The sequence below is a fragment of the Rhodococcus zopfii NBRC 100606 = JCM 9919 genome, assembly GCF_001895025.1.
Taxonomy (GTDB): domain Bacteria; phylum Actinomycetota; class Actinomycetes; order Mycobacteriales; family Mycobacteriaceae; genus Rhodococcus; species Rhodococcus zopfii.
This window is the reverse complement of sequence record NZ_BCXI01000020.1, coordinates 80,522-105,533: the sequence shown is the minus strand read 5'-3', so window position 1 is coordinate 105,533 and position 25,012 is coordinate 80,522. Positions and strand designations below refer to the sequence as shown.

Here is a 25,012-nt window from a genome sequence, read left to right as displayed (position 1 = left end):
CCGCAGCCCCACTTCCGAACGACTCCGCTTCTCGAAAGACGAGGTATCGCAAGTGACCGATCTTCAGATCCGCAAGATGCGTTTCGGGTTCGAGGACCACGACGTGCCGTTCCTGTGGAACGAGGACAACCCGGCGTTCTCGAGCATGGCCAACGCGATCTCGTTCCTCGCGGTCGGCTTCGAGAAGATGATCGTGCAGATGATCACCCAGGCGAAACCGCTCATCACCGACCCCGAGGTCGCCTCCGAGGCCGACGCGTTCATGCGCCAGGAAGGCCAGCACTCGACGGCACACCGGCAGCACGTCAAGGCACTGATCGACCGGTACCCGGGCCTGCAGGAGACCCTCGACGAGGTGATCGGCGCCTTCGACAAGCTCACCGCCGAGACGTCGCTGCACTACCGGCTGGCGTACACCGCCGACCTCGAAGCGACCTTCACCCCGGTCTTCAAGCTGATGCTCGACCACGATTCGACCCTGTTCGCCCCGGGGGACGATCGGGTCGCGTCGTTGTTCATCTGGCACTTCGTCGAGGAGGTCGAGCACCGCAGCTCCGCGCTGATCATTTTCGATTCGATCGTCGGGAGCGACCTGTACCGGATGCGCATGGCGCCGTCGGTGTTCCGGCACGTACTGAAGGTCATCGAGATCGCGAGCGAGGGTTTCAACAGGCACGTTCCGGTCGAGGACCGGAAGATCGATGCGATGGCGATGTTCGCGCGGTATCGCCGCAAGCAGGCCCTGCGCAAGGTGATCCCGACGCTGACGGCCGAATACAACGGACCGATGACCCGCGCGTTCGACGACCTGCCGCTCGGTGAGCAGCTCACCGCGCTCGCGGGTGTGGTGCGCAGCCAGATGCCCAGGCACAATCCCGAGCACGAGAAGCTGCCTGCGTTGGCCGGCCTGTGGTTCGACCGCTTCGAGGCCGGCTACGACGTCACCCACTGGTACACCGCCGGCGCGAACGCGCAGGGGGACAGCTGATGTCGGATCTGTGCTCCCCCACCTTCGAGGATCTCGCCGTCCGGCTCGGCTTCTCGTGCGAGGAGGCCGGTGGGCTCGTCGAGTTCCGCAACCCCGCCGCGCTGGAGAACTGGACGCTTCCGGTCCTCGAGGTCACCATCATCGTCGGGGCAGTTCTCGCCCTCGTGTTCGCGATCGTGCGGCTGCGCCGCCAGGGCGATCCGACGAACCTCGTGCTGTGGTTCGGCGCGACCGCCTACCTGTTCGTCATCGAACCGCCGCTGTACTTCCCGGCCACGTTCGGCATCGAGGAACACGTGGACACGATGTTCGCGCACAACGTGTTCACGGTGGACTTCATGTGGGGGCGGCTGCCGCTGTACATCGTCGCGATCTATCCGCTGATGGCAACGCTCGCATTCGAGATCGTCCGGATGCTCGGCGTGTTCACGCGCTATGGGGTGCTGGTCGGCGCCGTCTGCGTCGGCTTCGTGCACCACGCGTTCTACGAGATCTTCGATCATCTCGGCCCGCAGCTGCGGTGGTGGGAGTGGTCGCTCGAAAATCCGGTCAACCAGCCGTTCTTCGACGCGGTGCCGATTCCGAGCGTCGTGGTGTTCGCAGCGTTGTGGCCGATGTCGCTGGCATTGTGCGTGCAGTTCTTCGTCGGCCGTCACGTCGACGCCGGCCGGCACTTCACCGGTGTGGAGCTGACGTGGCGGACGGTGGTGATCGGCCTCCTCGCGTCGGTCGGCACGTTCGTGCTGCCGCTGCCGGCCACCGTACTGGGCATCGGCAGCGACACCGTCCGTGGCGTGGTGTATCTGGCGGAACTGGCGGTCGTCTCGGTGGTCGCAGTGGTCGCCCTCGGCCGGCGGTGGCGGGATCTGCGCGGCGCCGACGCCTCCGTGGAACGCCACACCAACCGGTTCGTGCAGGTGTACGCCTTGGTGTACCTGGGTGTGATGGCCCTGCTGTGGGCCACCGCCCTCCCCGAATTCCTCGGGGCGGTCGACGGCGTCACCGACAACGGTGATCCGGTGGGCAACCTCTGGTACACGCTGGCGTGTTTCGTCGTCGCCTTCACGTGCGTGGCCGCCACGTTCACCGTGGGTCCTCGCAGCGGCACCGATCCGGTAGGGACGGACCGGTCGACGGAGACCTCGACCGTGTGAGGCGCGCCGTCACAACCACACCGCCCCAAGACAGTGATGCAGGTCACGTTCGCAACTACAATGACTTCATGAAACATGTCGTCACCTCGGACGCTCGCGACGTGACCGTCGCCGCGGGCGACATCGTCGAATTGCACCTGATGGAACGGTCGTCGTCGGGATCCACCTGGTTCACCGACCGCATCGGTGACGGTCTGGTGTGGACCAACCTGCGGTACCTGCCGTCGAACAATCCACTGCCCGGCGGCGGCGCAGAGCGGATCATGACGCTCCGCGCCAAGCGGGCCGGTTCATGGCCGGTGTCGTTGCGGCTGCGGCCGGGCCGGCACGCGACCGTGAACGAGTACGAACTGCTCGTCAAGGTCACCTGACGTCCGGTCGGTCCGGGCTCGGAAGTCCTCGTCCTCAGAAGTCCTCGTCAGAAGTCCTCGTCGATGCAGGCGAGCCGATCACCGGCGGTGCCGGCTTCGCCCGGTCCCGTCAGGGTCCGCTGTGCGTGGATCACGACCGAGTTGGCTCCGTCATCGCGGAACTCCCAGTCGACCGTGCTCGACGCGCGCGCGTCCCCGTTGTCGTCGGTGGTGATGTCGAGCCACACCTCGTTCCGGGGATTGGCGTAGGCGGGATCGGTCGACGGGGACTCGGGTGTCGCGGCCGGATCGGGATTGTTCTGGTAGTGAGGACCCGAATCCGACGGCTGTGGTCCGCACGGCCGGGTGTGCACGTGAACACCGAAATCCCGATTGGGTGCCAGGCCGGTGACGGACAGGGTGACGGTGGTGCGTCCGTTGTCGTCCTCGGATTCGACGTCGACCGTCGACCCCACGGGCACCGCCGCCTCGTCGTAGGTGAAGGCATCGGCCTCGGGATCGTCGGGCAGCCCGAAGCCGTCCCCACTCATCCCCGGGGCCGGATTCGGCAGCGTCGTGGTGTCCGTGCGCTCCGTGCTCGCGGGAGCCGATTCGACCGTGGTCCCCTCGTCGTTGCCGCAACCGGCGGTGACGAGCATCGCGAGACACACGCCGGATGCGAGGGCGGTGGCTCGTGTTTTCGTACCGGATTTCATTCCAGGCGCATACCCCGTTCACGCCCGTTCGGAACCCGACGGGCGCAGGGTCGGTGGTCACGAGAATCCCCCCGGCGCCGCGCGGTGCCGGGGCGATTCCCGTCGTGCCCGTCCGGCGCGGATCTCTAGTGCGCGGCCGCGTCCCAGCTGCGGCCGTACCCGACGGACACCTCGAGCGGAACCGACAGTTCGATCGCCGAATCCATCTTCTCGCACACCAGCGCCTCGACCTGTTCGCGTTCGTCCCCGGTCACCTCGAGCACGAGCTCGTCGTGGACCTGCAGCAGCATCCGCGAACGCAGCCCCGCCTCCCGGAGGGCCTTCTGCACGTCGATCATCGCCACCTTGATGATGTCGGCGGCCGTGCCCTGGATCGGGGCGTTGAGCGCGGCGCGTTCGGCGACCTCGCGACGCTGCCGGTTGTCGCTGGTCAGGTCGGGCAGGTAGCGGCGGCGGCCGTACAGCGTCGAGGTGTACCCGACCTTCCGTGCGTCCTCGACCACGTTGTGCAGGTAGTCGCGCACCCCGCCGAACCGGGTGAAGTACGCCTCCATCTGCTCCTTCGCCTCGTCGGTCGAAATCTTGAGCTGCTGCGCGAGACCGTACGCGCTGAGCCCGTAGGCCAGCCCGTACGACATCGCCTTGACGCGGCGGCGCAGTTCGGGCGTGACCTCTTCGATCGGCACCCCGAACGCGCGGGACCCGACGAAGCTGTGCAGGTCCTCGCCGGTGTTGAACGCCTCGATCAGCCCTTCGTCTCCGGACAGGTGCGCCATGATCCGCATCTCGATCTGGCTGTAGTCCGCGGTCAGCAGCAGGTCGAAGCCGGAACCGACGACGAAGCCGTCGCGGATGTGCCGTCCGGCGTCCGTGCGGACCGGGATGTTCTGCAGGTTCGGCTCGGTCGACGACAACCGGCCGGTCGCAGCGACGGTCTGGTTGAACGTCGTGTGGATGCGCCCGTCGTCGGCGATCGACTTGATGAGCCCGTCGACAGTGGTCTTCATCCGGGTGGACTCGCGGTGCGCCAGCAGGTGCTCGAGGAACGGATGCCCGGTCTTGTCGAACAGGTTCTGCAGGGCATCGGCGTCGGTGGTGTAACCGGTCTTCGTCTTCTTCGTCTTCGGCATGTCGAGCTCGTCGAACAAGACCACCTGCAACTGTTTCGGCGAACCGAGGTTGATCTGCTTGCCGATCACCTCGTACGCGGCGTTCGCGGCGGCGGCCACATCGGCGGCGAATCCGGACTGCAGATCGTGCAGGTGGTCGGCGTTCACGGCGATGCCCGCGGCCTCGAGCTCGGCGAGCACACCGAGCAGGGGCAGTTCCATGTCGGCGAGCAGCGCGGTCGACTCGATGTCCTGCAGTTCGCCGTCGAGGGCTTCGGCGAGGTCGACGACGGCCCGGGCCCGCAGGATCGCGTTCTCGGCTGCCTTCGCGTCCGCGGCGTCGCCGTCGTCGAGTAGCGACAGCTGTTGTTCGCCGCTCTCCTCGACGCGCAGCTCCCGCTTGAGGTAGCGCAGCGACAGGTCGTCGAGGTTGAAGCTGCGCTGACCGGGGCGCACGAGGTAGGCCGCGAGCGCCGTGTCGCTGGTGACACCCGCGAGCGTCCAGCCGCGACCGCGCAGCGCGTGCATCGCCGACTTGGCCTCGTGCAGCGCCTTCGGGGTGCCGGGATCGGCGAGCCAGGCGGCGAGCGCGGCATCGTCCTCGGGGGTGAGGGTCGCGGTGGAGACGTACGCGCCGTCGCCGTCGGCCGCGGCGATCGCCAGTGCCGTCGCGTCACCGCCGTAAGGGGTGCCGAGACCGACGACGGACAGACCGTGCCGCATCCCGGCGGCGGCATGTTCGGTGAGCCAGCCGGCGAGGGCGCCCGGTTCGAGCGCGCCGCCGCGCACCTCGAATCCCTCCTCGGCTTCGGGTTCGGCCGAGGCCAGGGTCGCGAACAGGCGGTCGCGCAGCACCTTGAATTCGAGGTCGTCGAACAGCCGGTGGATGCGGTCGCGGTCCCACGGTGCGAGTTCGAGCTGGTCCGGGGTGTACGGCAGCGGCATGTCGCGGACCATCTCGGTCAGGCGCCGGTTCATCAGCACGTGGTTCAGGTTCGTGCGCAAGGCGTCGCCGGTCTTGCCGCGCACCTCGTCGACGCGGTCCACCAGGTTCGTCAGACCCCCGAACTCGCGGATCCACTTGGCGGCGGTCTTCTCGCCCACGCCGGGGATGCCGGGCAGGTTGTCGCTCGGGTCGCCGCGCAGCGCCGCGAAGTCGGGGTACTGCTGCGGGGTCAGCCCGTACTTCTCCTCGACCGCCTCGGGCGTGAACCGGGTCAGGTCCGACACTCCGCGCTTGGGGTACAGGACGGTGACGTCGTCGGTGACGAGCTGCAGCGAGTCGCGGTCGCCGGTGACCACGAGCACCCGGTAGCCGAGTGCGGTGGCCTGGGTGGTGAGGGTCGCGATGATGTCGTCGGCCTCGAAACCCGCCTCGGCCATCACACAGATCCCGAGCGCGGCGAGGACGTCCTTGGTGATCTCGACCTGGCCCTTGAACTCGTCGGGCGCGGAACTGCGCTGCGCCTTGTACTCGGGGTACATGTCGGCGCGGAAGGTTTGCCGGTTGACATCGAACGCGGCCGCCACGTGGGTGGGCTGTTCGTCGCGCAGCAGGTTGATGAGCATGGACGTGAAGCCGTACACCGCGTTCGTGGTCAGGCCGCTCTGCGTCTTGAAGTTCTCCGCCGGCAGCGCGTAGAAGGCACGGAAGGCCAGGGAGTGACCGTCCAGCAGGAGCAGGGTCGGACGGTCGCCGTTCGTGGCGGCGGGAGCAGACGAGGTGGATGCACGAGTCACGGCAGCCAGTCTAGGGACCGGGCCCGACAGCCTGTGCGGCGATCGCGTGGAGCGCCCGGATCACCGCCCGGAAATGCCCCCGGACCTGCCGCAATACCCCCTAGGGGTATAAGATGTTGAGCATGAACGACGCACACGATCCGGCCGCGCAGCCCGAGACCTGCCACACCGGCCACGGCTACATGGGCGACAAGAGCCGGTACCTCGCCCGACTCAAGCGGATCGAGGGCCAGGCCCGCGGAATCCACCGGATGGTGGACGAGGAACAGTACTGCATCGACATCCTCACCCAGATCTCCGCACTCACCAAGGCCCTCGAGGGCGTCGCGCTGGGCCTGCTCGACGACCACCTCAAACACTGCGTCCTCGATGCGGCCCGTCAGGGCGGCGACGACGCGGAGACCAAGATCAAGGAAGCCTCCGACGCAATCGCGCGTCTCGTCCGTTCCTGAGACCCGCGACCGGCGCTCGTATTCGGTTGCGGGACGACGAAACCCAACCGAAACCACGCGGAAATCCCAGAGCCCGGTGGAACGCGATCACAGCCACTAGAGTCCGGTTCCACGGCGCCGGTCCCCCGGCGCCGCGCTCGACCACCACCACGCGCGCGGAGGACCCGAGTGGCCCGAATCGTCAGACCCGGACGCGGATCGCCGCCGTCCCGGCGGCTCACCCGGCTGCTGCTGTTGCTCCTGCTCGCTCTGGCTGCGACCGTGCCCGGCATCGGAGGTGCGGTCGCGCAGGAACCGACGGCACCGCCCGAACCCACCCCGTCGGCACCGGCCGGCGGACCCGTGACCGGTGTTCCCGTTGGAGGCAGTCTCAACAACGGCGGCGAGCGACTCTCCGGTGTGACCGTGCGGGCACTGGACACCTCCGGAAACACGATCGCCGAAACCACATCCGGAGACGGGGGTCGCTGGGAACTGACCCTCCCCCCGGGCACCTACACCTTCGAGGTGGACACCGAGACGCTGCCGGACGGGGTCAGCGTGCGGTCCACCGTGGCACGCGACGTGGTGGCCGGACGGTCCAACGTGGTGATCTTCTCGTTCGGCGAGGCCCGGTCGGGCACCGAAGTCGCGGGCGTCGAAAAGATCCTGCGCACCGTCGTCGACGGCCTCCGTTTCGGTCTGATCATCGCGATCGCCGGTGTCGGCCTGAGCCTCATCTTCGGGACCACCGGGCTGACGAACTTCGCCCACGGTGAGCTGGTGACACTCGGTGCCGTCGCCGCGTGGGTGTTCAACGTCAGCTTCGGCATCCAGCTCATTCCGGCGACGATCCTGGCCGTCGTCGCCGGCATCGTCATCGGCCTGCTCAACGACGGACTGATCTGGGCGCCGCTGCGGCGGCGGCACACCGGCCTGATCGCGCAGCTCGTCGTGTCGATCGGGCTCGCGATCGCGCTGCGCTATCTCATCCTCATCCTCTTCTCCGATCGCACCGAAGCGTTCGCCGACTACCAGGGTCAACGGCAGCTCGAATGGGGTGCGCTGGCGATCACCCCGGTCAACCTCGCGTGCATCGTCATCAGCCTCGTCGTCCTGATCGGTGTGGCGCTGCTGCTGCAGCGCACCCGCGTCGGCAAAGCAATGCGCGCGGTCGCGGACAACCGGGATCTGGCGGCCGCGTCCGGCATCGACGTCGAACGGGTCGTGCGGTTCGTCTGGGCCCTCGGCGGCGCCCTCGCCGCGCTCGGCGGTGTGCTCTACGCGCTGTCCGAACTCGGGGGGCGTGTCCAGTGGGAGATGGGTTTCAAACTGCTGCTGCTGATGTTCGCCGGCATCACCCTCGGCGGTCTCGGCACCGCCTACGGCGCGCTGCTCGGGTGCGTGATCGTCGGTCTCGTCGTCCAGCTGTCGACCCTGGTCCTGAGCCCCGATCTGAAGTACATCGGTGGCCTGCTGATCCTCATCGTGATCCTGGTGATCCGACCCCAGGGCATCCTCGGCAGCCGAGCAAGGATCGGGTGAGCCATGGACATCCTCGCCGCACTCCAGATTTCGTTCGCCCAGCTCATCGGCCCCTCCGCGATCTTCTACGCCCTGCTCGCGATCGGCCTCAACCTGCACTTCGGGTACGCGGGCCTGCTGAACTTCGGCCAGATCGGGTTTGCGCTGCTCGGCGGCTACGGCGTCGGGATCATGACGGTCACGTACGACCAGCCGCTGTGGCTCGGCATCCTGGTCGGGCTCGGTGCCGCCGCGCTGCTGGCCCTGATCCTCGGTGTCCCGACGCTGCGGCTGCGCGCCGACTACCTCGCGATCGTCACGATCGCCGCCTCCGAGATTCTGCGCCTGGTGTTCCGGTCCACCGCGTCGGATCCGGTCACCGGATCCACCAACGGCCTCTACGGATTCGCCGGCCCGTTCACCGAGCTGAGCCCGTTCGATTCCGGACGTCAGTACTCGATCCTCGGGATGCGCTTCTACGGTGACGACCTGTGGGCGATGCTCGTCGGCTGGACCCTCGTCCTGGTGCTGTGCGGGTTCGTGTACCTGCTCAGCCACAGTCCGTGGGGCCGGGTGCTCAAGGCGGTCCGAGAGGACGAGGACGCGGCCCGGTCGCTCGGCAAGAACGTGTTCGTCTACAAGATGCAGGCCCTGGTGCTCGGCGGCGTCATCGGCGGCCTCGGCGGCGTCTTCAACGCCCTCCAGACCAAGTCGATCAACCCGGACTTCTATTCGACGGCGCAGACGTTCTTCGCGTTCGGCGCGTTGATCCTCGGCGGTGCCGCCACGGTGTTCGGTCCGGTCCTGGGCGCCATGTTGTTCTGGTTCCTGCTCGCCATCCCCGACGCACTGCTGCGCCAGGCCATCGCCGGCCCGGATCCGCTGCTGCCGCTCACCGAGCAGCAGGTCGGCGCGATGCGGTTCGTCCTGCTCGGTGTGCTCATCGCGGTGATGATGGTGTTCCGCCCACAGGGCATCCTGGGCAACAAGCGGGAGGTGCAGCTCGATGCGTAACGCCGACCGGCCGCCGCTCGACGCGGCCACCCGCGCCGCGCTGTTCGCCGCGCTGCCGCAGGAACCCGGTGTGGCCAAACCCGATCCGGTGCTGGTCGTCGACGGCGTCTCCCGCGCCTACGGGGGACTGAAGGCCGTCGACGTCACGCACCTCGAGATCCAGCGCGGGTGTATCACCGGCCTGATCGGTCCCAACGGCGCCGGCAAGACCACCCTGTTCAACCTGCTCACCGGTTTCGACCGCCCGGACAGCGGCACCTGGAGCATGAACGGCGTCGAACTCGGCCGGATGCATCCGCATCGCGTCGCCCGCCACGGCATGGTCCGCACCTTCCAGCTCACCAAGGCACTGTCGAAGATGAGCGTGCTCGACAACGTGCGCCTCGGTGCCACCGGACAACGCGGTGAACGGATCGCCGGGGCGCTGCTGCCGTGGACGTGGAAGGCGCAGGAACGCGAGATCACCGAACGCGCCCGCGAACTGCTCGCCCGGTTCGCGCTCGACGCCAAGTCCGACGACCTGGCCGGGTCGCTGTCCGGCGGTCAGCGCAAACTGCTGGAGATGGCGCGGGCCCTGATGACCGATCCGGACGTGGTCATGCTCGACGAACCGATGGCCGGGGTGAATCCGGCGCTCACCCAGAGCCTGCTCGGCCACATCAAGTCGCTGCGCGACGACGGGATGACGGTGGTATTCGTCGAACACGACATGGATGTCATCCGGGAAGTCTCCGACTGGGTGGTGGTGATGGCGCAGGGATCCGTGATCGCCGAAGCGCCACCGGATGCGTTGTCGGGCAACAGCGCCGTCGTCGACGCCTATCTGGGCAGTCACCACGACCAGGCGCTGGAGTTCGACGACGAGGGCAATCCCGTCGGTGCGACCGCAGTGCTCGCCGAGGCGCTCGAGGAAGCGGTCGTCGCGACTCTCGAGACGGGCGGCGACCTGTCCGAGCCGGATGCGGCGGTCCTCGCCGACATGCCCGACGCCCCCGACCCCGGCACCGAGGAGACGCGGCCGTGACCGAACACCCGTCCCCTGCAACACCCGGCGCCGACATGACCGCGGCCGAACTTGCCGCGACACCGCAGCAACACGCCCGGCTCGCCGAGGGCGCGCTGCTGCGGGCCGACGATCTGGTCGCCGGATACTTCCCGGGCGTGGACATCCTGCGCGGCTGCAACTTTTTCCTGCGGGAGGGCGAGATCGTCGGCGTCATCGGGCCGAACGGCGCCGGTAAGTCCACACTGCTCAAGGCGCTGTTCGGGTTGATCCCGATCCGGCAGGGCGACGTCCTGCTGCGCGGCGAATCGGTCGCCGCCGCCCCCGCACACGTGCTGGTCCGCAAGGGACTGGGATACGTGCCGCAGACCCGCAACGTCTTCCCGTCGCTCACCATCGAGGAGAACCTCGAGATGGGAATCTATCTGCGGCCCAAGCAGTTCACGGAACGATTCACGGTCGTCGCCGAATTGTTCCCGTTGCTCGCCGAGCGCCGCAAGGTCAAGGCGGGCGCATTGTCCGGCGGCGAACGGCAGATGGTCGCGATGGGCCGGGCTTTGATGATGGACCCGTCGGTGCTGCTGCTCGACGAGCCGTCGGCGGGCCTGTCCCCGATGTTCCAGGACGAGGTCTTCATCCGCTGCAAGAAGATCAACGCCACCGGGGTGTCGATCATCATGGTCGAGCAGAATGCGCGGCGCTGCCTGCAGATCTGCGACCGGGGTTACGTTCTCGACCAGGGCCGCAACGCCTACACCGATACCGGCACGAATCTCATGCACGATCCGAAGGTCATCGAATTGTATCTGGGAACGCTCGCGGGCAGCCAGGAGAAGAAGCGGCCCTGAGGCACCCGAGACGACGAGCGGGGCCGGGAATCATGTGATTCCCGGCCCCCTCCAATAGAGGTCGATCATTCCCCGACCACGATGAACCCTTCGGTGCTCAGCGTGTTGTCCGGGCCGAACAGCAGATCGCCGTAGGACCCGATGCTCGGCTCACCCGCGTCGGCGAAGCTCAGTTCGCCGGTGATGCCGTCGTAGTCGATGTTCTCTCCGGCACGCAGCAGGTCCAGGCACTGCTGGTAGCTGGTGCACTTGGTGCCGTCCTTGGTGACGTCGTTGATGTTCGCGGCGATGTCGACGCCGGCCGTCGACCCGGCCTGCTCGGCGGAGAGCGCGGAGATCACCACGGCGTCATAGGATTCACCCGCGTAGTTGTAGTCGATCAGTCCCGGATCGACCACCTTCAGCCGGGCCTGGAATTCGGGGCCGACGTCGGTGAGTGGAGTGGTGCCGCGCATCCCGGCCACCAGTCCGGGCGCGACGTTCGTGCCCAGTTCGTTGCCCATGTTGCCGTCCACGCCGTACACGTGCATGCCGTCGGACGGGCCGATGCCCACCTCGTGCATGCGGGTAATGATCTTCGCGGATTCCTCGAAACCGATGAGCGCCACCGCATCCGGCGCGAAATCCTTTATCTGGTCGACCTCGGCGTTGAACGACTGCGCGTTCGGGTCGTAGATGATCTTCTGGATCTGGTCCTCGGGGATACCGGCCTCGCCAAGATTGTCGACCGTGTTCGCGGCCAGGCCCGTCCCGTATGGATCGTTGAGGGCGATCACCGAGACCCGTTGCGCGCCGTCCTCGGCGATGAGCTGCGAGAGTGCCTGTGCCTGCAGGACGTCGGTGGGGGCGGTCCGGAAGTACATGCCCTTGTCCGCGTAGCAGACGAACTGGTCGGAGGTGTTCGCCGGTGAGAACATCACGACGCCGGCGCTGGCGATCTTGTCGAGTACCTTCAGCGACACCGACGACGAGGCCGCACCCACGATCACCTGGGTGCCCGCGGCCAGCTCGCGGTCGACAGTGGCGTTCGCGGTGTCCGTGGTGGTATCGCCCGAGTCGCCGGTGACCAGCTCGACCTGCTGACCGAGCACACCTCCGGCGGCATTGACGTCGTCGACGCCGAGGCGGGTCCCCGCGGCCGTCGGCGGTCCCATGAACGAAAGGCTGCCCGTCTCCGGCAGCAACGTGCCGATCCGCAGCGGCGTGGTCACCGGGGTCGCGCCGGCGGTCGCCTGATCGGGCTCGCAGTCGGTGCTGACTGCCGTCGTACCGTCGGACGCGTCCGCGGCGCTGCCCGAGGAGGAATCGCTGTCCGAACTGCAGCCGGCGAGGGCCAGAGACGCTGCCCCCAAGAGCGCAGCGGCACGGACGATGGTCCGTTTTGCCATCCAACTCTCCTTCGATCGACCTCAACGCACTCCGGTGGATTCACCGGATCGTGGCTCGAAACATAACCGTCGGAGGGGCGTGGCGAACCACGCCGAAATCGTTGTGATCCGACCGTTATACACGGGAAGGAAGAATTGACGCGGCCGTAACGGCCGGACGTGAGGTCAGCCCTCGGTCTCCGCACCGAGCGTGTCGAGGACGACCTCCGCGACCTGCTTCATCGTGGTCCGACGGTCCATCGCCGCACGCTGGATCCAGCGGAACGCCTCCGGTTCGGTCATCGCGTGCTTCTCCATGAGCAGACCCTTGGCCCGGTCGACGAGTTTGCGGACCTCGAATCGTTCGCTGAGCCCGGCGATCTCCTTCTCGAGTTCCCGGATTTCGGCGAAGCGGCTGGCGGCCACCTCGATCGCGGGTACCAGATCCGACTTCGAGAACGGCTTGACCAGATAGGCCATCGCACCGGCATCGCGGGCACGCTCGACGAGGTCGCGCTGGCTGAACGCTGTGAGAATCACCACGGGCGCGATCCGGCGCTCGGCGATCTCGGACGCGGCGTCGATTCCGTCCCGGCGCGGCATCTTCACGTCCATGATCACCAGGTCCGGCTTCAGCTCGTCCGCCAGCTCGACGGCGCGCTGTCCGTCGCCGGCCTCCCCCACGACGTCGTAGCCCTCTTCGCGGAGCATCTCGACGAGATCGAGCCTGATCAGCGCCTCGTCCTCGGCGACCACGACCCGCCGGGGCGTGGTGGAGTTCTCGTGCGGGGCGGCTGTCATCGTCGGCCTTCTCCTCATCGCTCGGGTGATTCGGCCCGCCTCGGGATCGGAGGCGATCGATAGAAGGGTACCGGTGTTTGACCGTTCCGCCCGATCCCTTACAGTGGTCTCCGCACGACGCCCCCGTATCCCAATTGGCAGAGGAAACGGATTCAAAACCCGTCCAGTGTGAGTTCGAGTCTCACCGGGGGCACCGCCACCGACCTGCGAGGGTTGACTCCCGCAGCCCGTTCCGAACGGGCTCCGTGCCGACCATGCAGCAAACATGCAGCAATCGGTCGATAGACGCGATCAGATCTCCTCCTGCAACTCAGCTACGGCGTTTCGGGCGGTGCCGCGACAACGAAGTTGTCGAGACCCGGCACGCCTTCCGGCGGCCCGATGTAACGAGACAGTCCGTCCGCACGTTCATCCGTGCACACCACCAGAACGGATCTGTCATGTTCCCACCCGCCGGATGGCCCCGATCCGCACGACCCGCTCGTCGAGCGCTACAGGGACGGTCGGCAGTGGACCGCGCACACGCAACCGAAGGGTGCTGCTGATCCGACCCGAGCGTTCGCGCCGGTCGACAACTCGGCGCCACCGAACCCCGGCGAGCCGGCCAAGCGACGACACAGGTGACTGTGGGTGGCCGGCGGCGCAGTCGTCGGACTCCTCGCGCTCGGAGCTTTCGGCGACGACGCGCCGAATCGGGGGACACCACATCCGTCGTCGTGACCTCGACGGCAGCATCGACGACTCCGGCCACTCGCCGCACGATAGCGACTTCGACGCCGGTCGCGATAGCCCCATCGGTGCCTCGTACTGTGACACCCCAAGGCGTTCCAGGCGTAACGAAGAAGGGCACAGCAAGGGTGTGCGGGGTCGGATCCGACGGCCGCCTTCGCTGGATATCCGCAGGTTAGGTACCACCGGCCTGCGGTAGCCGACGATTGTCCGGAGGGTCTCCACTACAGCCGTCCGGAAACAGCACCGGGCAAATGTCGGCTTCGGAAGATCCTTGCCATCGAGCAACTTCCGCGACACGATCCCGCGAAAACGAGACCGATCGGTCCGAACCCGCTAAGAAGGGTGGGTTGGTTTCACATTTCGACGACGCGGAAGGAAGAGTTTCATATGGGTAGACGAACGATCCGACGCACAGGGACGTCGATCCTGGCGGCCGCCGGCGTGGCCGCTGCAATGACCGTCGCCGGCGGGGGCGTCGCCACCGCGGCGACATCGACGACGATGACCTGCGGCAGCGCGAATCCGCTGCCGTGGGCGCCGGCGTTCACCTGGACGATCACGGCCGGTTCCGGTGAGTCGTTGCCGCCGAACGGAGATGCACTCGTGCCGTCGTTGTTGCTCAGCGGTGGCAACGAACTGCCGGCACCGCCCGGTGGACTGATCCCGAGCATCGGCCCCAACTGGTACGGCACGCAGGTCCTCGTCGACTGGCACAACAACACCACCGGTGAATCCGGGCGCTCGGTCAGCGACCAGGCCGCCTGGCAGCAGAAGCCGGGCATCCCGATCAACCGGACGTTCACGGGAGTCGGGAACGTGGACTTCACGGTCACCGCGCAGACCGGCGGCGGTTGGTGGTTCCTGAACACGCAGAATGCAGTGTGCAAGGGCAACATCGACATCGTGCCCGGTCGCTGATTCGTACGATCCTCGCGGGCGGGGTCACCTCGTGTGGCCCCGACCGCGAGCCGTATCCGGGCACACTAGGGTGAGCCGGGCACGGTAGCCGAGCGAACGGAAGGGCAACCGTCGATCGTGGACATGGTGATCGCGCGCAACCCGGATCCGGGTTCCAGCCTGCCGTTTCTGCTGCGGGTTCCGCTCGAGGGCGGACTCGTGTTCCGCACGTCCGACACGTGGCCGCGCACCAAAGCGCTGTTCTGCTATCCGGTTCCGGCCGGCGAGTGGCCCGAGGATCCCGATGTGGTCGAGCGTGTCGGAGTGCGGTCCTGCGTACGACGGGGTGCCGCCATCGATCTCGTCGTGGACCGGAGCCGTGAGAGCCGCTCCCAGATCGTGTTCACCAAGGCGCGTGGCCGGGACATGGTGTTCTGGCAGTCGCCGCGCACCCGCAAACAGGCGCGGCCCCAGGTGCGCACTCCCACTGCGCGCGCCGCGGGACTCGCCGACCTGACCATCGTCGTCGATTCGCACGAGCGCTATGCATACAAATTCCCGGGTCAGCAGGTCAGCACCGTCACGCGGCCGTTGTCGTGCGGCGACTACGGCCTGGTCTCCAACGATCGACTGGTGGCCTCCGTGGAGCGCAAGTCGCTGTCCGACCTGGTGTCGAGTCTCACCAACGGCACACTGCGGTTCGCGATGGCCGAACTCGCCGCTCTCCCCCGGGCTGCGGTCGTGGTCGAAGACCGCTATTCGGCGGTGTTCAAGGTCGGGTGGGTCCGTCCCGCCGTGGTGGCCGACGGTCTCGCCGAGCTGCAGGTCCGCTATCCGAACGTGCCGATCGTGTTCTGCGAAACCCGCTCGCTCACCGAGGAGTGGACGTATCGCTTTCTCGCCGCCGCGCATCAGTGGGACGAGGACGACGCCGCCGCGCGTGAGCGCCTCGTTCCGAAACCAGCGCCCGTGCGCACCGTCCCGCAACCTGTGACCGCTGCAGCCGAACCCGGATCGTCGCCGACAGATCCCACGACCGCGCAGGTGCGGGCGTGGGCGCGCGCCGCGGGCTGGGAAGTGCCGGACCGCGGCCGATTGCGCCCGGACGTGTGGGCGGCCTGGCGCGACGCGCACCCCCCGCCGGACGACATCTGATCGCGCGGATCGACGAGGGGCGGACGATCGGTGTTCGCTCCTGCGCCGGCAGTTCGACGACAGTAGCCCGGGCGGCGGTGTCGGCGGCGGAGATACGCGCGGCCGCTCTGCACCCACTTCGATTCACCGCACTTCATCGCAGACGGCGGTGCATCCGGGACGGCAGGTCGTGCAGCACAGGCGCGACACCCGTCATCGGGCAGCCGTGCCCGCCCGCGACGACCGTGGGTTCCAGCTCGGCCAGCCGCGCGACCGATCCGCGTGCACGGCTCCAGTTCCACGTGCTGACCCAAGGCGGTCCACCGAGGGTGGGCCTGCCGAGCACGAAGCCGCGCACGGAGTTCAGGTCGATGGTGCACAGCGCGTCACCGGAGATCATCACCCGGTCGGACGGCCGGAAGTACACGACCGAACCCGGCGTGTGGCCGGAGGCCGGGATGCACCGCCAGCCGGGCAGCCCGTGCACCGGGCCGTCGGGATCGAACTGCTGGACGACGTCGGCCAGTGGATCGGCGCGCTTCGTGCTCCGAGGCGGGAGCAGGCGCAGCAGCGGACCGATGACGAACCGGTCGAGCGGGCTGGCGTAGCCGGGCAGGATGCCGCCGCGTGCTTGCGGCACCTCGGCGGGATGCACCAGGACCGGCAGGTCCCAGTAGCGTGCCAGGTTCTCCGCCGATCCGGAGTGATCAGGGTGAATGTGGCTGAGCAGGATCGCCGCCGGCCGAGTGCCCCGCCCGAACAGTGACTCGGCCGCCGACCGGATGCGCGCGGCATGCCCGGGCCACCCGGTGTCGATCAGCGCCCAGGAGTTGCCGGACTCGACGAAATACACGTTGGAGGCCAAACGCCAGGGGCCGGTGGACAGATAGTGGATTCCGGCGGCGACCTGGTGCGGTCTTCGTCGCGTCGAGGTGGTCATGACCTCTCTAGATCATGACCTCCGCGAGCAGAACGCAGACGACGGTCACGACCCCGAAAACCAGACCGAGGAGCACCGATCCGGTCAGAGCACCGACGGACACACCGACGATGAGCGCCGCGACCCCGACGGTTCCGGCCACGTGGCGGCCACGGGAGATCGACCGCTCGAGCGGCTGCGCATGATTCCGGGCAGTGGTCATTGAGCCTGCTTTCGACGCTGAACAAACTTCTGCCGCCCCCCAAGGCGACTCCGCGGCACCCTGGGTGCCGCACGGCGCTCGGACTGCGGACTCTAGATTGCCGAATGCTCTGTCCTGCTTACAGAGTCGACGTCCACACCGAGCGCATCCACCGACGCGAGCCCGTGCACCCCCAGGGTTCACGGCTTCGCGAACACTCCGATCTTATCCGTTGTGACATACATCTCGCAATTGAATTGTGATTCCGAACAGTCAACCGAGGTCTTTAGGCCCTCATCGGAGATCCTTTCGCGACCGTCCCGTTCGTCACCGCACGCGATCGGTGACGGCCCACTGTCCGCCACCACGCAGTTCGAGGATCCGGTCGTGGAATCCGTCGAGCGTGCTCCGGTGACCGACACTCACGATCACGGATTCGGGAAGCGATTCCCGCAGCGTGCGATACAGCGAGTTCTCGAGTCCTTCGTCGACGGCCGCGGTCGCTTCGTCGAGGAAGACGACCGCCGGTTCCGCGAGCAGGATCCGCGCGAACCCGAGGCGCTGCTGCTCCCCCGGCGACAGGATGCGAGTCCAGTCGGCCGTCTCGTCCAACCGGTCCACGAGATGCCCGAGTTGGACTCGCTCGAGAACCCCGCGCAGTGCGGTGCCGTCGCCACCGGAATCGGTGCTGTCGGCGGATTCGGGATAGGTGAGTGCGGCGCGCAACGTGCCGAGCGGCATGTACGGCTGTTGCGACAGGAACAGCGCGTTACCGGCGGGCCGAGCGACCGCGCCCCGCGCGTGCGGCCACAGCCCCGCGACGGTGCGCAACAGGGTGGTTTTTCCGCTGCCCGACGCACCACGTACCAGCAGCGCCTCACCCGGCTCGACGCTCAGCGACAGATCGGTGACCAACGGACCCCCTTCGGGGGTGGTGACGGACAGGCCGGTCAGGTTGAGGCGTTCGCCCTGCTCGGTGGCGGCGAGTGTGGGCAGCTTCCCGGCCCGGTCGGTCGTGTCGAGCAACCCGTTGAGGCGGATCGTGGTCGCCCGGAACGCCGCGAAGTCGTCGTAGGACTCCCGGAAGAACGACAGGGAATCGTGCACCTGCCCGAACGCGTTCGACGTCTGCATCACGTCGCCGAGGGTCACCTGCCCGGCGAACAGCCGGGGCCCCTGGACGAGGAACGGGAAGATCACCGAGAGTTGGTTGACGGCGAGGTTGAAGCCGTTGAACTTCAGGGTCCGGAACACCAGGCGCCACCAGTTCCGGATGACCGCCGCGAACTTCGCCAGCAGGCCGCTGCGCTCGACGGGTTCGCCGCGGTAGAAGGCGACGGCTTCGCCGTACTCGCGCACCCGGACCAGTGCGTACCGGTAGGTGGCGCCGAGTTTCTCGTTGAGGAAGTTCAGCCCGATCAGCGGACGGCCGATCCAGAACGCGACCGCGGTGGTGACCAGCACGTAGATGAACACGAGAAAGACCATCAGGCGCGGAATCTCGACGCCGAAGAGCGTCATCGGGCCCGACAGATCCCACAGGATGCCGGTGAAACTCACGATGGACAGCACCGCATTGACGGCCCCCATCGACAGGACGCGGGACGTGATGACGAAGTCGGTGATGTCGACCTGGATCCGCTGATCGGGATTGTCGACCGGGTCGTCGACGAATCGCTCACGGTAGTAGGCACCGGAATCGAGCCACCTGTCCACGATCCGTTCGTTGAGGTGGGTACGCCAGCTGATGTCGAGGGTCTGGCCGACGAGGTAGACGACGAGGGAGCGCAGCACGTGCACCGTGGCGAGGACCGCGAAGATCCGCATGAACCGCCAGAACGCGGGCTCGTCGAGATTCTGGATCGCGGTGTAGAAGTCGTTGTACCAGTAGGAGAACAACACATTCATCCGCACGGCGAACACCGTCAGGAACAACACCAGCGCTGCCAGCCCGAGACCGGCCGTACCCGCGCGCGGGTCGAAGTACGACGCGGCGATGCGCCACCACTGGCGGCCCCAGCGGGTGAAGCGCACCAGCGCCGCGATCACGACGACGGACACCACGATCGTGATTGCAAAGGCCTTCAACGTCCACAGCGCGCTGTCGACGACGACCGTTGACCACTCCACCACTTCCGAACCCCGTTCCATCGACGATCGCCGAACGTCAGACAAGGATCACCCGTACCCGCGCGCGGACATGCGGAATCGGAGAATACCGCCGGGCGCACCGCCTCGGATCAACTGTCGCCGCGGTGGCGTCGCCGCCACCGCACGGCTGCGGACAGGACGCGGATTCCCAGCGCAAGAAGGACCAGATTGGCGACGATCTGCACCGAGACCGCCACCCGGGCGATCTGGCTGACGGCGACGATGTCGCCGAATCCGACGGTCGCGAACACGACGAGGCAGAAGTACAGGGCATCGATCCGCGTCAACGGTGCGCCGAAACTGGCGGCATTCACCACCGACATCCGGAAGTACACCGTCGCGAACAGCACGAGATAGAACGCGACGACAGTAGTGAGCGCCTCGATCGCCTGGACCATCGGATATTCGGCCGCCAGGATCTTGCGGATCTGCCACCAGCCCAGGACGAGTACGACGCCGATGCCCGCGGCGAGTGTCAGCGCACCGGAGATGTCTCCGACGTGGTCGAGCGGCACGAGGAAATAGACGACCACCAGCACCGCCGTGGTCAGTGACGGGCGGGCCAGCGCGTAGAACAGCAGCCGCCGACGGTCACGTTGCGACAGGGGCTCGGGTGGACCGGAGTCGTCGTCCGACGGCCTCGGTGGCCCTGCGGGTTCAACCATGACGCCACCTGTTTCCGCGAGCGTGGGTGCCCAGCAACGCAACGGATTCAGGGTAGGTGACTCCCCGGCACCCGACGGCCGTCTCGGAGAAACCTACCGCTCACTTCCCCCTGCGGCACCGAAAGGCGGCGGCCGGTCAACTCTTCGGCGGAAGCGAACGAGCGAACTCGACGCCTCGGGGGACCCACTCGCGCAGGTGGGCGTCGTCCTCGACATGCGGCGCCGAGACCCGCACCCAGCCGGTCATTTCCCGATTTCCCATCATGGCCTGCCGAACGGAGCCGTCGTCGACGAACCGGTCGTGCAGTGCGGACCCGACCCGCACGAGCAGTCCACCCTCACCGCTGACCGCGAGGGCCATGTTGCCGTCCACCATGAAGGCCAGGCCGCCGAACATTCTGCGTTCGGTCACGGTCGGCCCCGATTCGATGAGGTCCCGGATACGTTCGGCCAATTCCTCGTCGTATGTCATGGGACACAGTGTGGACCCGCGCCCCGACATTCTCGGCTCGGGTTCGGCCCCGGATCGAGGATTCCGACCCGCTTCGACACAGCGCCGGTGTCACCCGTGCAGGGCCGGCGAGTTCAGCAGGCCGGCGTGATACCGCTCGGTCACGTTGGGGTGCGCGCGCAGCCGCGACTTGAGCGCGTTGAGGCCGTACACGGAGTGCAGGGTTCCGCCGTGTTCGTCGGTGCCGACCCCGCGCGCGCCCGCGGCGAGTTCAGCGGGCAGCGGGACGGCCGGCAGTTCCTTGTCCAGGCCGGGGTTGAGGAAGAACGGCAGCGAGATCCGGTCGCTGCCGGGTTCCGGTGGCAGCACCCGGTGTGCGGTGGCCTCGAGGTAGCCGCCGGTGGCCAGTTCGAGCAGTTCGCCGATGTTGACGATGAAGCAGCCCGGCCGCGGCGCCACGTCGATCCAGGTGCCGTCGCGGTCGACCTGGAATCCGGTGCTGCCCGGTTCCGGATACAGCAGGGTGAGGACACCGACGTCCTTGTGGCTGCCGACGCCCTGCCCGGTGACCGACCGGTCGTGGCCGGGATACCGGGCGATCTTGAGCAGCGGGTCGGGGTCGGCGAAGGCGTCGTCGAAGAAGTCGGCGGGGGCACCGAGTGATTCGGCCCAGGCGCGCAGCAGGACGATGCCGACGGCCTGGGCCTGTTCGATCCACCGCAGCGCGAGGTCCCGCAGCTCCGGAAGCTGCGCCGGCCACAGGTTGGGCCCGTGCAGCACCTCCCACGGTTTCGCGGGATCGACAGCGGTGACGGCCGCGCGTTCGGGCCCGATGTCGATCTGTTCGCGCCAGTCGACGTGCCCCTGGGTGCGTTCCCCGCCGATGCGGGTGTAGCCGCGGAACTGCGGGGAATGCGAGTTCTCGATCTCGAGTTTCGCGGAGTCGGGCAGTGCGAAGAACGTGCTGGCCGCGGCGACGAGTTCTGCGGCGAACGCCGGATCGATGCCGTGGCCGGCCAGGTGGAAGAACCCGATCTCGTGGGTCACGGTACGCAAGCGGGTGAGCAGTTCCGCGCGGGCCCGCGCGCCTCGGTCGAGGTCCGCGAGGTCGATGACGGGCAGCGTGGCCGGCATGATGGTGTTCCTTTCCGGAGATCGAAGGGGGACGACCCCGATTCGAGCAACAGCGCGCGAACTGCGCACATTCCGCGGGTCGGGGTCGGGGCGTGTGCGAGCGGGTCACGGATCCGCCACGTCGGGTCGCCGGGGCGTCGCGGCGGCCGCCGCGATCGCGGCACCGACGATCGTGACGAGCGCTCCGAGCACGAGTGCGGCGGCGTCGGCCGTCGACAGCAGCCCGCCGGCGAGGCCGATCGCGACCGCGGCCAGCGGGATTCCCAGCTGGGTTGCGGACAGCGCGCCGAGCGCCACCGGCTGGCCGGTCGCCCGCGGCGTCAGGTGCACGAGCACCGCGACCGCGCCGAGCGCCAGTCCCAGCCCGATCCGGGACGGATGCTCCCAGAGCACCCGGACGTCGATCGACGCCCCGATCCAGATGTAGAACACGGGCGCGAAGAACCCCTCGGTGACCGCGAACAGCTGACCGGTGAGCCGTCGTGGTTCCCCGACCGCGGCGACCGCGAGGCCGAGGGCGAACCCGGCGAGCATCACCGACACGTGCGTCCACACCGCAAGCGCGCCGAGACCGAACAGCACCGCCAGACTCACCCGCAGTTCGACGGCGAGCTTGCGGTCCTTCGACACATCGTGGACGCGCCGCTGCATCCCGGTGCGGTCGAGCTGCCGCAGCCCGACGAACACCACCGCCGCGCATGCGATCACCGCGATCGACCCCAGCCCGGCGCGGAGCGCTTCGGGCGGGGCGATCACCAGCGGCAGCGCGACGATGCACACGGTGTCGGCGACCGCGACCTGCACCAGCAGCGGAAGCACCTCGCGTCCGCCGATCCCGGACGCATCCACGATCGGCAGGACCAGCGCGGCCGACGACGACGCGAGCAGCACCGCGAACAGCGCGGCGTGCGGCGCGTCGAACAGCCGGGCGAGCCCGATCCCGGCGGGTACCGCGACGGCACCGACGAGGGCGGCCCGTCCGATGCCCCGCCACAGCGCCGGGCGCAGCCGTGTGTCGCGGACCGGCACGTGGGTGCCGGCGACGAACATGACCAGCGCGAATCCCACCTGCGCGACCGCATCGAGTGTCGGTTCGCCCGGGTCGACCCAGCCGAGGCCGCTGACCCCGACAACGATCCCGGCGAGCAGTTCGCCGAGCACGAGCGGCAGCCGGATACCGCTGCGGGCCGCTGGCAGCGACCCGACGATCGCGACCACCATGACGAGCGCGAGGGTCGCGAACATCGCCGGGGCCGCCGCTCAGCGCCGGGACGGGAAGTGCTTGATGATCCCTTCCTGCACGACGGTGGCGACGAGTTCACCGTCGAGGTCGAAGTACCGGCCGGTGGCCAGGCCCCGCGATCCGGCCGCGACCGGCGATTCGGTGGCGTACAGGTGCCACTGGTCGAACCGGGGGGGCCGATGGAACCAGATGGAGTGGTTGGCCGTCGCTGCGAAGATCCGGTCCAGGCCCCAGGACAGGCCGTGGGTGGTGAGGATCGAATCGAGGACGGTGGTGTCGGAGCTGTAGCCGAGCGCCGCGACGTGCAGCAGCGGATCGTCGGGAAGCTCACCGTCGGTGCGCATCCAGACCCGGTTGTGGTTGAGCTTCTCGCCGGAGCCCTTGAGGATCCACGCGGGATCGTTCGCGTAGCGCATGTCGATGGGCTTGAGCGCGTTCACGAACCCGGGCAGATGTTCTTCGAAGCCTTCGAGGTGGTCACCGATCGGGGGCAACGCCTCGGGGTACGGCACCTCCGGGACGGTTACCGCGTGTTCGAGCCCCTTGCCCCACTTCTGGTAGGCCGCGAGCATCACGAACAGTTCCTCGTCACCCTGATAGGCGGTGACCATGCGGTTCGCGAAGTCGCGCCCGTCCCGGTGCCGTGCGACCCGGTACTCGATGGGTGCGTGGACGTTGCCGCCGCGGATGAAGTGCGCGTTGAGCGCATGGATCGGCCGGTCACCGGTGGTGCGGCCGGCCGCGACGAGTGCCTGCGCGACCAGCTGCCCACCGAACGTCCGGGTGCCGGTCTGCGGCGGGTGTGCTCCACGGAAAACGTCCTCCCCGGTCTGCTCGAGATCGAGCAGACCGAGGAGGACATCGAGGTCCGTCGCCTCGATACCTGTCAACGAGTGTCCTTTTCCCCCAGCCGGTGCACGTGGATCAGGTTCGTCGAGCCGGAACGTCCCGGAGGCGCACCGGCAACGATCACCACGAGGTCGCCACGCTGGTAGCGACCCAACGACAGTAGCGCCGCGTCGACCTGTTCGACCATCTGATCGGTGGTCTGCATCGGCTCGACGGAGAACGTCTCGGTGCCCCACGTGAGTGCGAGCTGGTTGCGGATGAACGGCACCGGGGTGAACGCGAGCAGCGGCAACCGGGTGTGCAGGCGCGCGAGCCGGCGTACCGTGTCGCCGGACTGGGTGAACGCGACGAGGGCCTTCGCGTCGAGGCGTTCACCGATGTCGCGTGCCGCGTAGGAGATGACGCCGCGCTTGGTGCGGGGCACGTGGGTCAGGGCGGGCACGTCCGTCGAATCGGACTCGACGGCCGCGATGATGCGGGCCATCGTCCGGACCGTCTCGACCGGGAACTTGCCGACGGATGTTTCGCCGGAGAGCATCACCGCGTCGGCGCCGTCGAGCACAGCGTTGGCGACGTCGGAGGCCTCGGCGCGGGTGGGCCGCGAGTTCTCGATCATCGATTCGAGCATCTGGGTGGCGACGATGACCGGCTTGGCGTTCTCGCGGGCGATCTGGATCGCGCGCTTCTGAACCAGCGGCACCTGCTCGAGCGGCAGTTCGACGCCGAGGTCGCCACGGGCGACCATCACCGCGTCGAACGCGAGGACGACGGCCTCGAGGTTCTCGATCGCCTCCGGCTTCTCGAGCTTCGCGATGACCGGGACGCGGCGGCCCACACGGTCCATCACCTCGTGCACGAGTTCGATGTCGGCGGGCGAACGCACGAACGACAGGGCGATGAAGTCGACACCGAGCCGCAGTGCGAACTCGAGGTCGGCGATGTCCTTCTCGGACAGGGCGGGCACGGAGATGTTCATCCCCGGCAGCGACACGCCCTTGTTGTTGCTGACCGGTCCGCCTTCGGTGACCCGGCAGACGACGTCGTTGCCCTCGACCGATTCGACGACGACCCCGACCTTGCCGTCGTCGACGAGCAGGCGGTCGCCGGGAACGGCGTCCTGCGCGAGTTCCTTGTAGGTGGTCGAGACGCGATCGTGGGTGCCCTCGATGTCGTCGACGGTGATCCGCACGACCTCACCGTTCTCCCACACGGTGCGGCCTTCGGCGAAACGTCCGAGGCGGATCTTCGGTCCCTGCAGGTCGGCGAGGATACCGACGGCTTGTCCGCTGGCTTCGGCGGCCGCGCGGACCCGGTTGTAGTGGGCCTCGTGCTCGGAGTGCTCTCCGTGGCTGAAGTTGAGTCGGGCCACGTCCATACCGGCGGCGACGAGTTCCTTCAGGACCTCGGGGTCGGCGGTCGCGGGGCCCATGGTGCAAACAATCTTGGTGCGTCGGGTCACGGGTCGAGCCTAGTCCCCCGGCAGTCGGCGTGACGACCGCGCACGGACGGGGCAAAGACCCAGCTCGCGCGGCGCGTGACGTCGCCTCACCGCGCGAAACAGGTGGCGCACCGCGTGTGTGAATTGCGCCA

The 25,012-nt window shown here is 67.9% G+C and carries 24 protein-coding genes and 1 tRNA gene; 12 read left to right on the top strand and 13 right to left on the bottom strand.

The features are described 5' to 3' along the window. Nucleotides 1–52 precede the first annotated feature (52 nt). From RZ1_RS15345 to RZ1_RS15335, 3 genes are all read left to right on the top strand, one after another. A complete protein-coding gene (locus tag RZ1_RS15345) occupies nt 53–988 on the top strand; it encodes a metal-dependent hydrolase (protein WP_072813219.1) in 936 nt (311 codons plus the stop codon). Continuing rightward, nucleotides 988–2,142, top strand: a complete 1,155-nt coding sequence (locus RZ1_RS15340; RefSeq protein ID WP_072813143.1) for a hypothetical protein — start codon at nt 988–990, stop codon at nt 2,140–2,142. Before RZ1_RS15345 ends, RZ1_RS15340 begins: the two co-directional genes overlap by 1 nt. Nucleotides 2,143–2,210: 68 nt before the next feature. After that, the gene (locus tag RZ1_RS15335) at nt 2,211–2,513 is read left to right on the top strand and encodes a protease inhibitor I42 family protein (RefSeq protein WP_072813142.1); all 303 of its coding nucleotides are present in this window, start codon (nt 2,211–2,213) and stop codon (nt 2,511–2,513) included. Between the two features lie 47 nt (nt 2,514–2,560). Here the strand turns inward: RZ1_RS15335 and RZ1_RS15330 are convergent, their stop codons facing one another. After that, nucleotides 2,561–3,208: a superoxide dismutase family protein gene (locus tag RZ1_RS15330; RefSeq protein ID WP_072813141.1), complete on the bottom strand. Its 648-nt coding sequence runs from the start codon at nt 3,206–3,208 to the stop codon at nt 2,561–2,563. Nucleotides 3,209–3,333: 125 nt separating this feature from the next. Next, nucleotides 3,334–6,057, bottom strand: coding sequence for a DNA polymerase I (gene polA / locus RZ1_RS15325; RefSeq protein ID WP_072813139.1), 2,724 nt, complete (start codon nt 6,055–6,057; stop codon nt 3,334–3,336). 122 nt (nt 6,058–6,179) lie between these two features. Between polA and RZ1_RS15320 the strand changes: the two genes are divergently transcribed. The 5 genes from RZ1_RS15320 to RZ1_RS15300 all read left to right on the top strand — a co-directional run bounded on the left by RZ1_RS15320 (nt 6,180) and on the right by RZ1_RS15300 (nt 10,877). Further along, nucleotides 6,180–6,509: a metal-sensitive transcriptional regulator gene (locus RZ1_RS15320; protein ID WP_072813217.1), complete on the top strand. Its 330-nt coding sequence runs from the start codon at nt 6,180–6,182 to the stop codon at nt 6,507–6,509. A gap of 168 nt (nt 6,510–6,677) precedes the next feature. Then, nucleotides 6,678–8,033, top strand: coding sequence for an ABC transporter permease subunit (locus RZ1_RS15315; RefSeq protein ID WP_372481600.1), 1,356 nt, complete (start codon nt 6,678–6,680; stop codon nt 8,031–8,033). A gap of 3 nt (nt 8,034–8,036) precedes the next feature. Next, nucleotides 8,037–9,026, top strand: coding sequence for a branched-chain amino acid ABC transporter permease (locus RZ1_RS15310; protein ID WP_072813137.1), 990 nt, complete (start codon nt 8,037–8,039; stop codon nt 9,024–9,026). Continuing rightward, the gene (locus RZ1_RS15305) at nt 9,019–10,050 is read left to right on the top strand and encodes an ABC transporter ATP-binding protein (RefSeq protein ID WP_072813136.1); all 1,032 of its coding nucleotides are present in this window, start codon (nt 9,019–9,021) and stop codon (nt 10,048–10,050) included. Before RZ1_RS15310 ends, RZ1_RS15305 begins: the two co-directional genes overlap by 8 nt. 35 nt (nt 10,051–10,085) lie before the next feature. Beyond that, nucleotides 10,086–10,877: an ABC transporter ATP-binding protein gene (locus tag RZ1_RS15300; protein ID WP_072813134.1), complete on the top strand. Its 792-nt coding sequence runs from the start codon at nt 10,086–10,088 to the stop codon at nt 10,875–10,877. 65 nt (nt 10,878–10,942) lie between these two features. Here RZ1_RS15300 and RZ1_RS15295 read toward each other — a convergent pair whose 3' ends face one another. Together RZ1_RS15295 and RZ1_RS15290 are read right to left on the bottom strand one after the other, a co-directional pair. After that, entirely contained in the window at nt 10,943–12,265 is a 1,323-nt protein-coding gene (locus tag RZ1_RS15295; RefSeq protein WP_072813133.1) for an ABC transporter substrate-binding protein, read from the bottom strand. 165 nt (nt 12,266–12,430) lie between these two features. Beyond that, nucleotides 12,431–13,045: an ANTAR domain-containing response regulator gene (locus tag RZ1_RS15290; protein WP_072813131.1), complete on the bottom strand. Its 615-nt coding sequence runs from the start codon at nt 13,043–13,045 to the stop codon at nt 12,431–12,433. A 119-nt stretch (nt 13,046–13,164) separates the two neighbouring features. Here RZ1_RS15290 and RZ1_RS15285 point away from each other — a divergent pair. The 4 genes from RZ1_RS15285 to RZ1_RS15270 all read left to right on the top strand — a co-directional run bounded on the left by RZ1_RS15285 (nt 13,165) and on the right by RZ1_RS15270 (nt 15,829). Then, nucleotides 13,165–13,238, top strand: a tRNA-Leu gene (locus tag RZ1_RS15285). 221 nt (nt 13,239–13,459) lie between these two features. Then, nucleotides 13,460–13,669 carry a DUF2510 domain-containing protein gene (locus RZ1_RS31875; RefSeq protein WP_072813130.1) on the top strand — a complete coding sequence of 70 codons (210 nt, stop codon included), beginning with the start codon at nt 13,460–13,462 and terminating at the stop codon, nt 13,667–13,669. 495 nt (nt 13,670–14,164) lie between these two features. After that, complete coding sequence (locus RZ1_RS15275) at nt 14,165–14,695, top strand: hypothetical protein (protein WP_072813128.1); 531 nt, start codon at nt 14,165–14,167, stop codon at nt 14,693–14,695. Nucleotides 14,696–14,818: 123 nt separating this feature from the next. Continuing rightward, on the top strand, nt 14,819–15,829 hold the full coding sequence (locus tag RZ1_RS15270) for an ERCC4 domain-containing protein (RefSeq protein ID WP_174565210.1): 1,011 nt from the start codon (nt 14,819–14,821) through the stop codon (nt 15,827–15,829). A 133-nt stretch (nt 15,830–15,962) separates the two neighbouring features. On the opposite strand, the gene RZ1_RS15265 is transcribed toward RZ1_RS15270, so the two are convergent. The 9 genes from RZ1_RS15265 to pyk all read right to left on the bottom strand — a co-directional run bounded on the left by RZ1_RS15265 (nt 15,963) and on the right by pyk (nt 24,881). Next, entirely contained in the window at nt 15,963–16,748 is a 786-nt protein-coding gene (locus tag RZ1_RS15265) for an MBL fold metallo-hydrolase (RefSeq protein WP_072813125.1), read from the bottom strand. Between the two features lie 7 nt (nt 16,749–16,755). Then, nucleotides 16,756–16,950 (bottom strand): hypothetical protein, encoded by a 195-nt coding sequence (locus RZ1_RS15260; protein ID WP_072813124.1) that lies wholly within the window; start codon nt 16,948–16,950, stop codon nt 16,756–16,758. Nucleotides 16,951–17,256: 306 nt separating this feature from the next. Then, nucleotides 17,257–19,059, bottom strand: coding sequence for an ABC transporter ATP-binding protein/permease (locus RZ1_RS15255; RefSeq protein ID WP_072813213.1), 1,803 nt, complete (start codon nt 19,057–19,059; stop codon nt 17,257–17,259). A 110-nt stretch (nt 19,060–19,169) separates the two neighbouring features. Beyond that, entirely contained in the window at nt 19,170–19,745 is a 576-nt protein-coding gene (locus tag RZ1_RS15250; RefSeq protein WP_083583716.1) for a potassium channel family protein, read from the bottom strand. Between the two features lie 136 nt (nt 19,746–19,881). After that, a complete protein-coding gene (locus RZ1_RS15245; RefSeq protein ID WP_072813122.1) occupies nt 19,882–20,217 on the bottom strand; it encodes a TfoX/Sxy family protein in 336 nt (111 codons plus the stop codon). Nucleotides 20,218–20,307: 90 nt separating this feature from the next. Further along, nucleotides 20,308–21,330 (bottom strand): isopenicillin N synthase family dioxygenase, encoded by a 1,023-nt coding sequence (locus tag RZ1_RS15240; RefSeq protein WP_072813121.1) that lies wholly within the window; start codon nt 21,328–21,330, stop codon nt 20,308–20,310. Between the two features lie 105 nt (nt 21,331–21,435). Next, nucleotides 21,436–22,575, bottom strand: a complete 1,140-nt coding sequence (locus RZ1_RS15235; protein WP_072813119.1) for a cation:proton antiporter — start codon at nt 22,573–22,575, stop codon at nt 21,436–21,438. Nucleotides 22,576–22,590: 15 nt separating this feature from the next. Continuing rightward, nucleotides 22,591–23,463 (bottom strand): acyl-CoA thioesterase II, encoded by an 873-nt coding sequence (locus RZ1_RS15230; protein ID WP_072813117.1) that lies wholly within the window; start codon nt 23,461–23,463, stop codon nt 22,591–22,593. After that, nucleotides 23,460–24,881 (bottom strand): pyruvate kinase, encoded by a 1,422-nt coding sequence (gene pyk / locus RZ1_RS15225; RefSeq protein ID WP_072813116.1) that lies wholly within the window; start codon nt 24,879–24,881, stop codon nt 23,460–23,462. Before pyk ends, RZ1_RS15230 begins: the two co-directional genes overlap by 4 nt. Nucleotides 24,882–25,012: the final 131 nt, after the last annotated feature.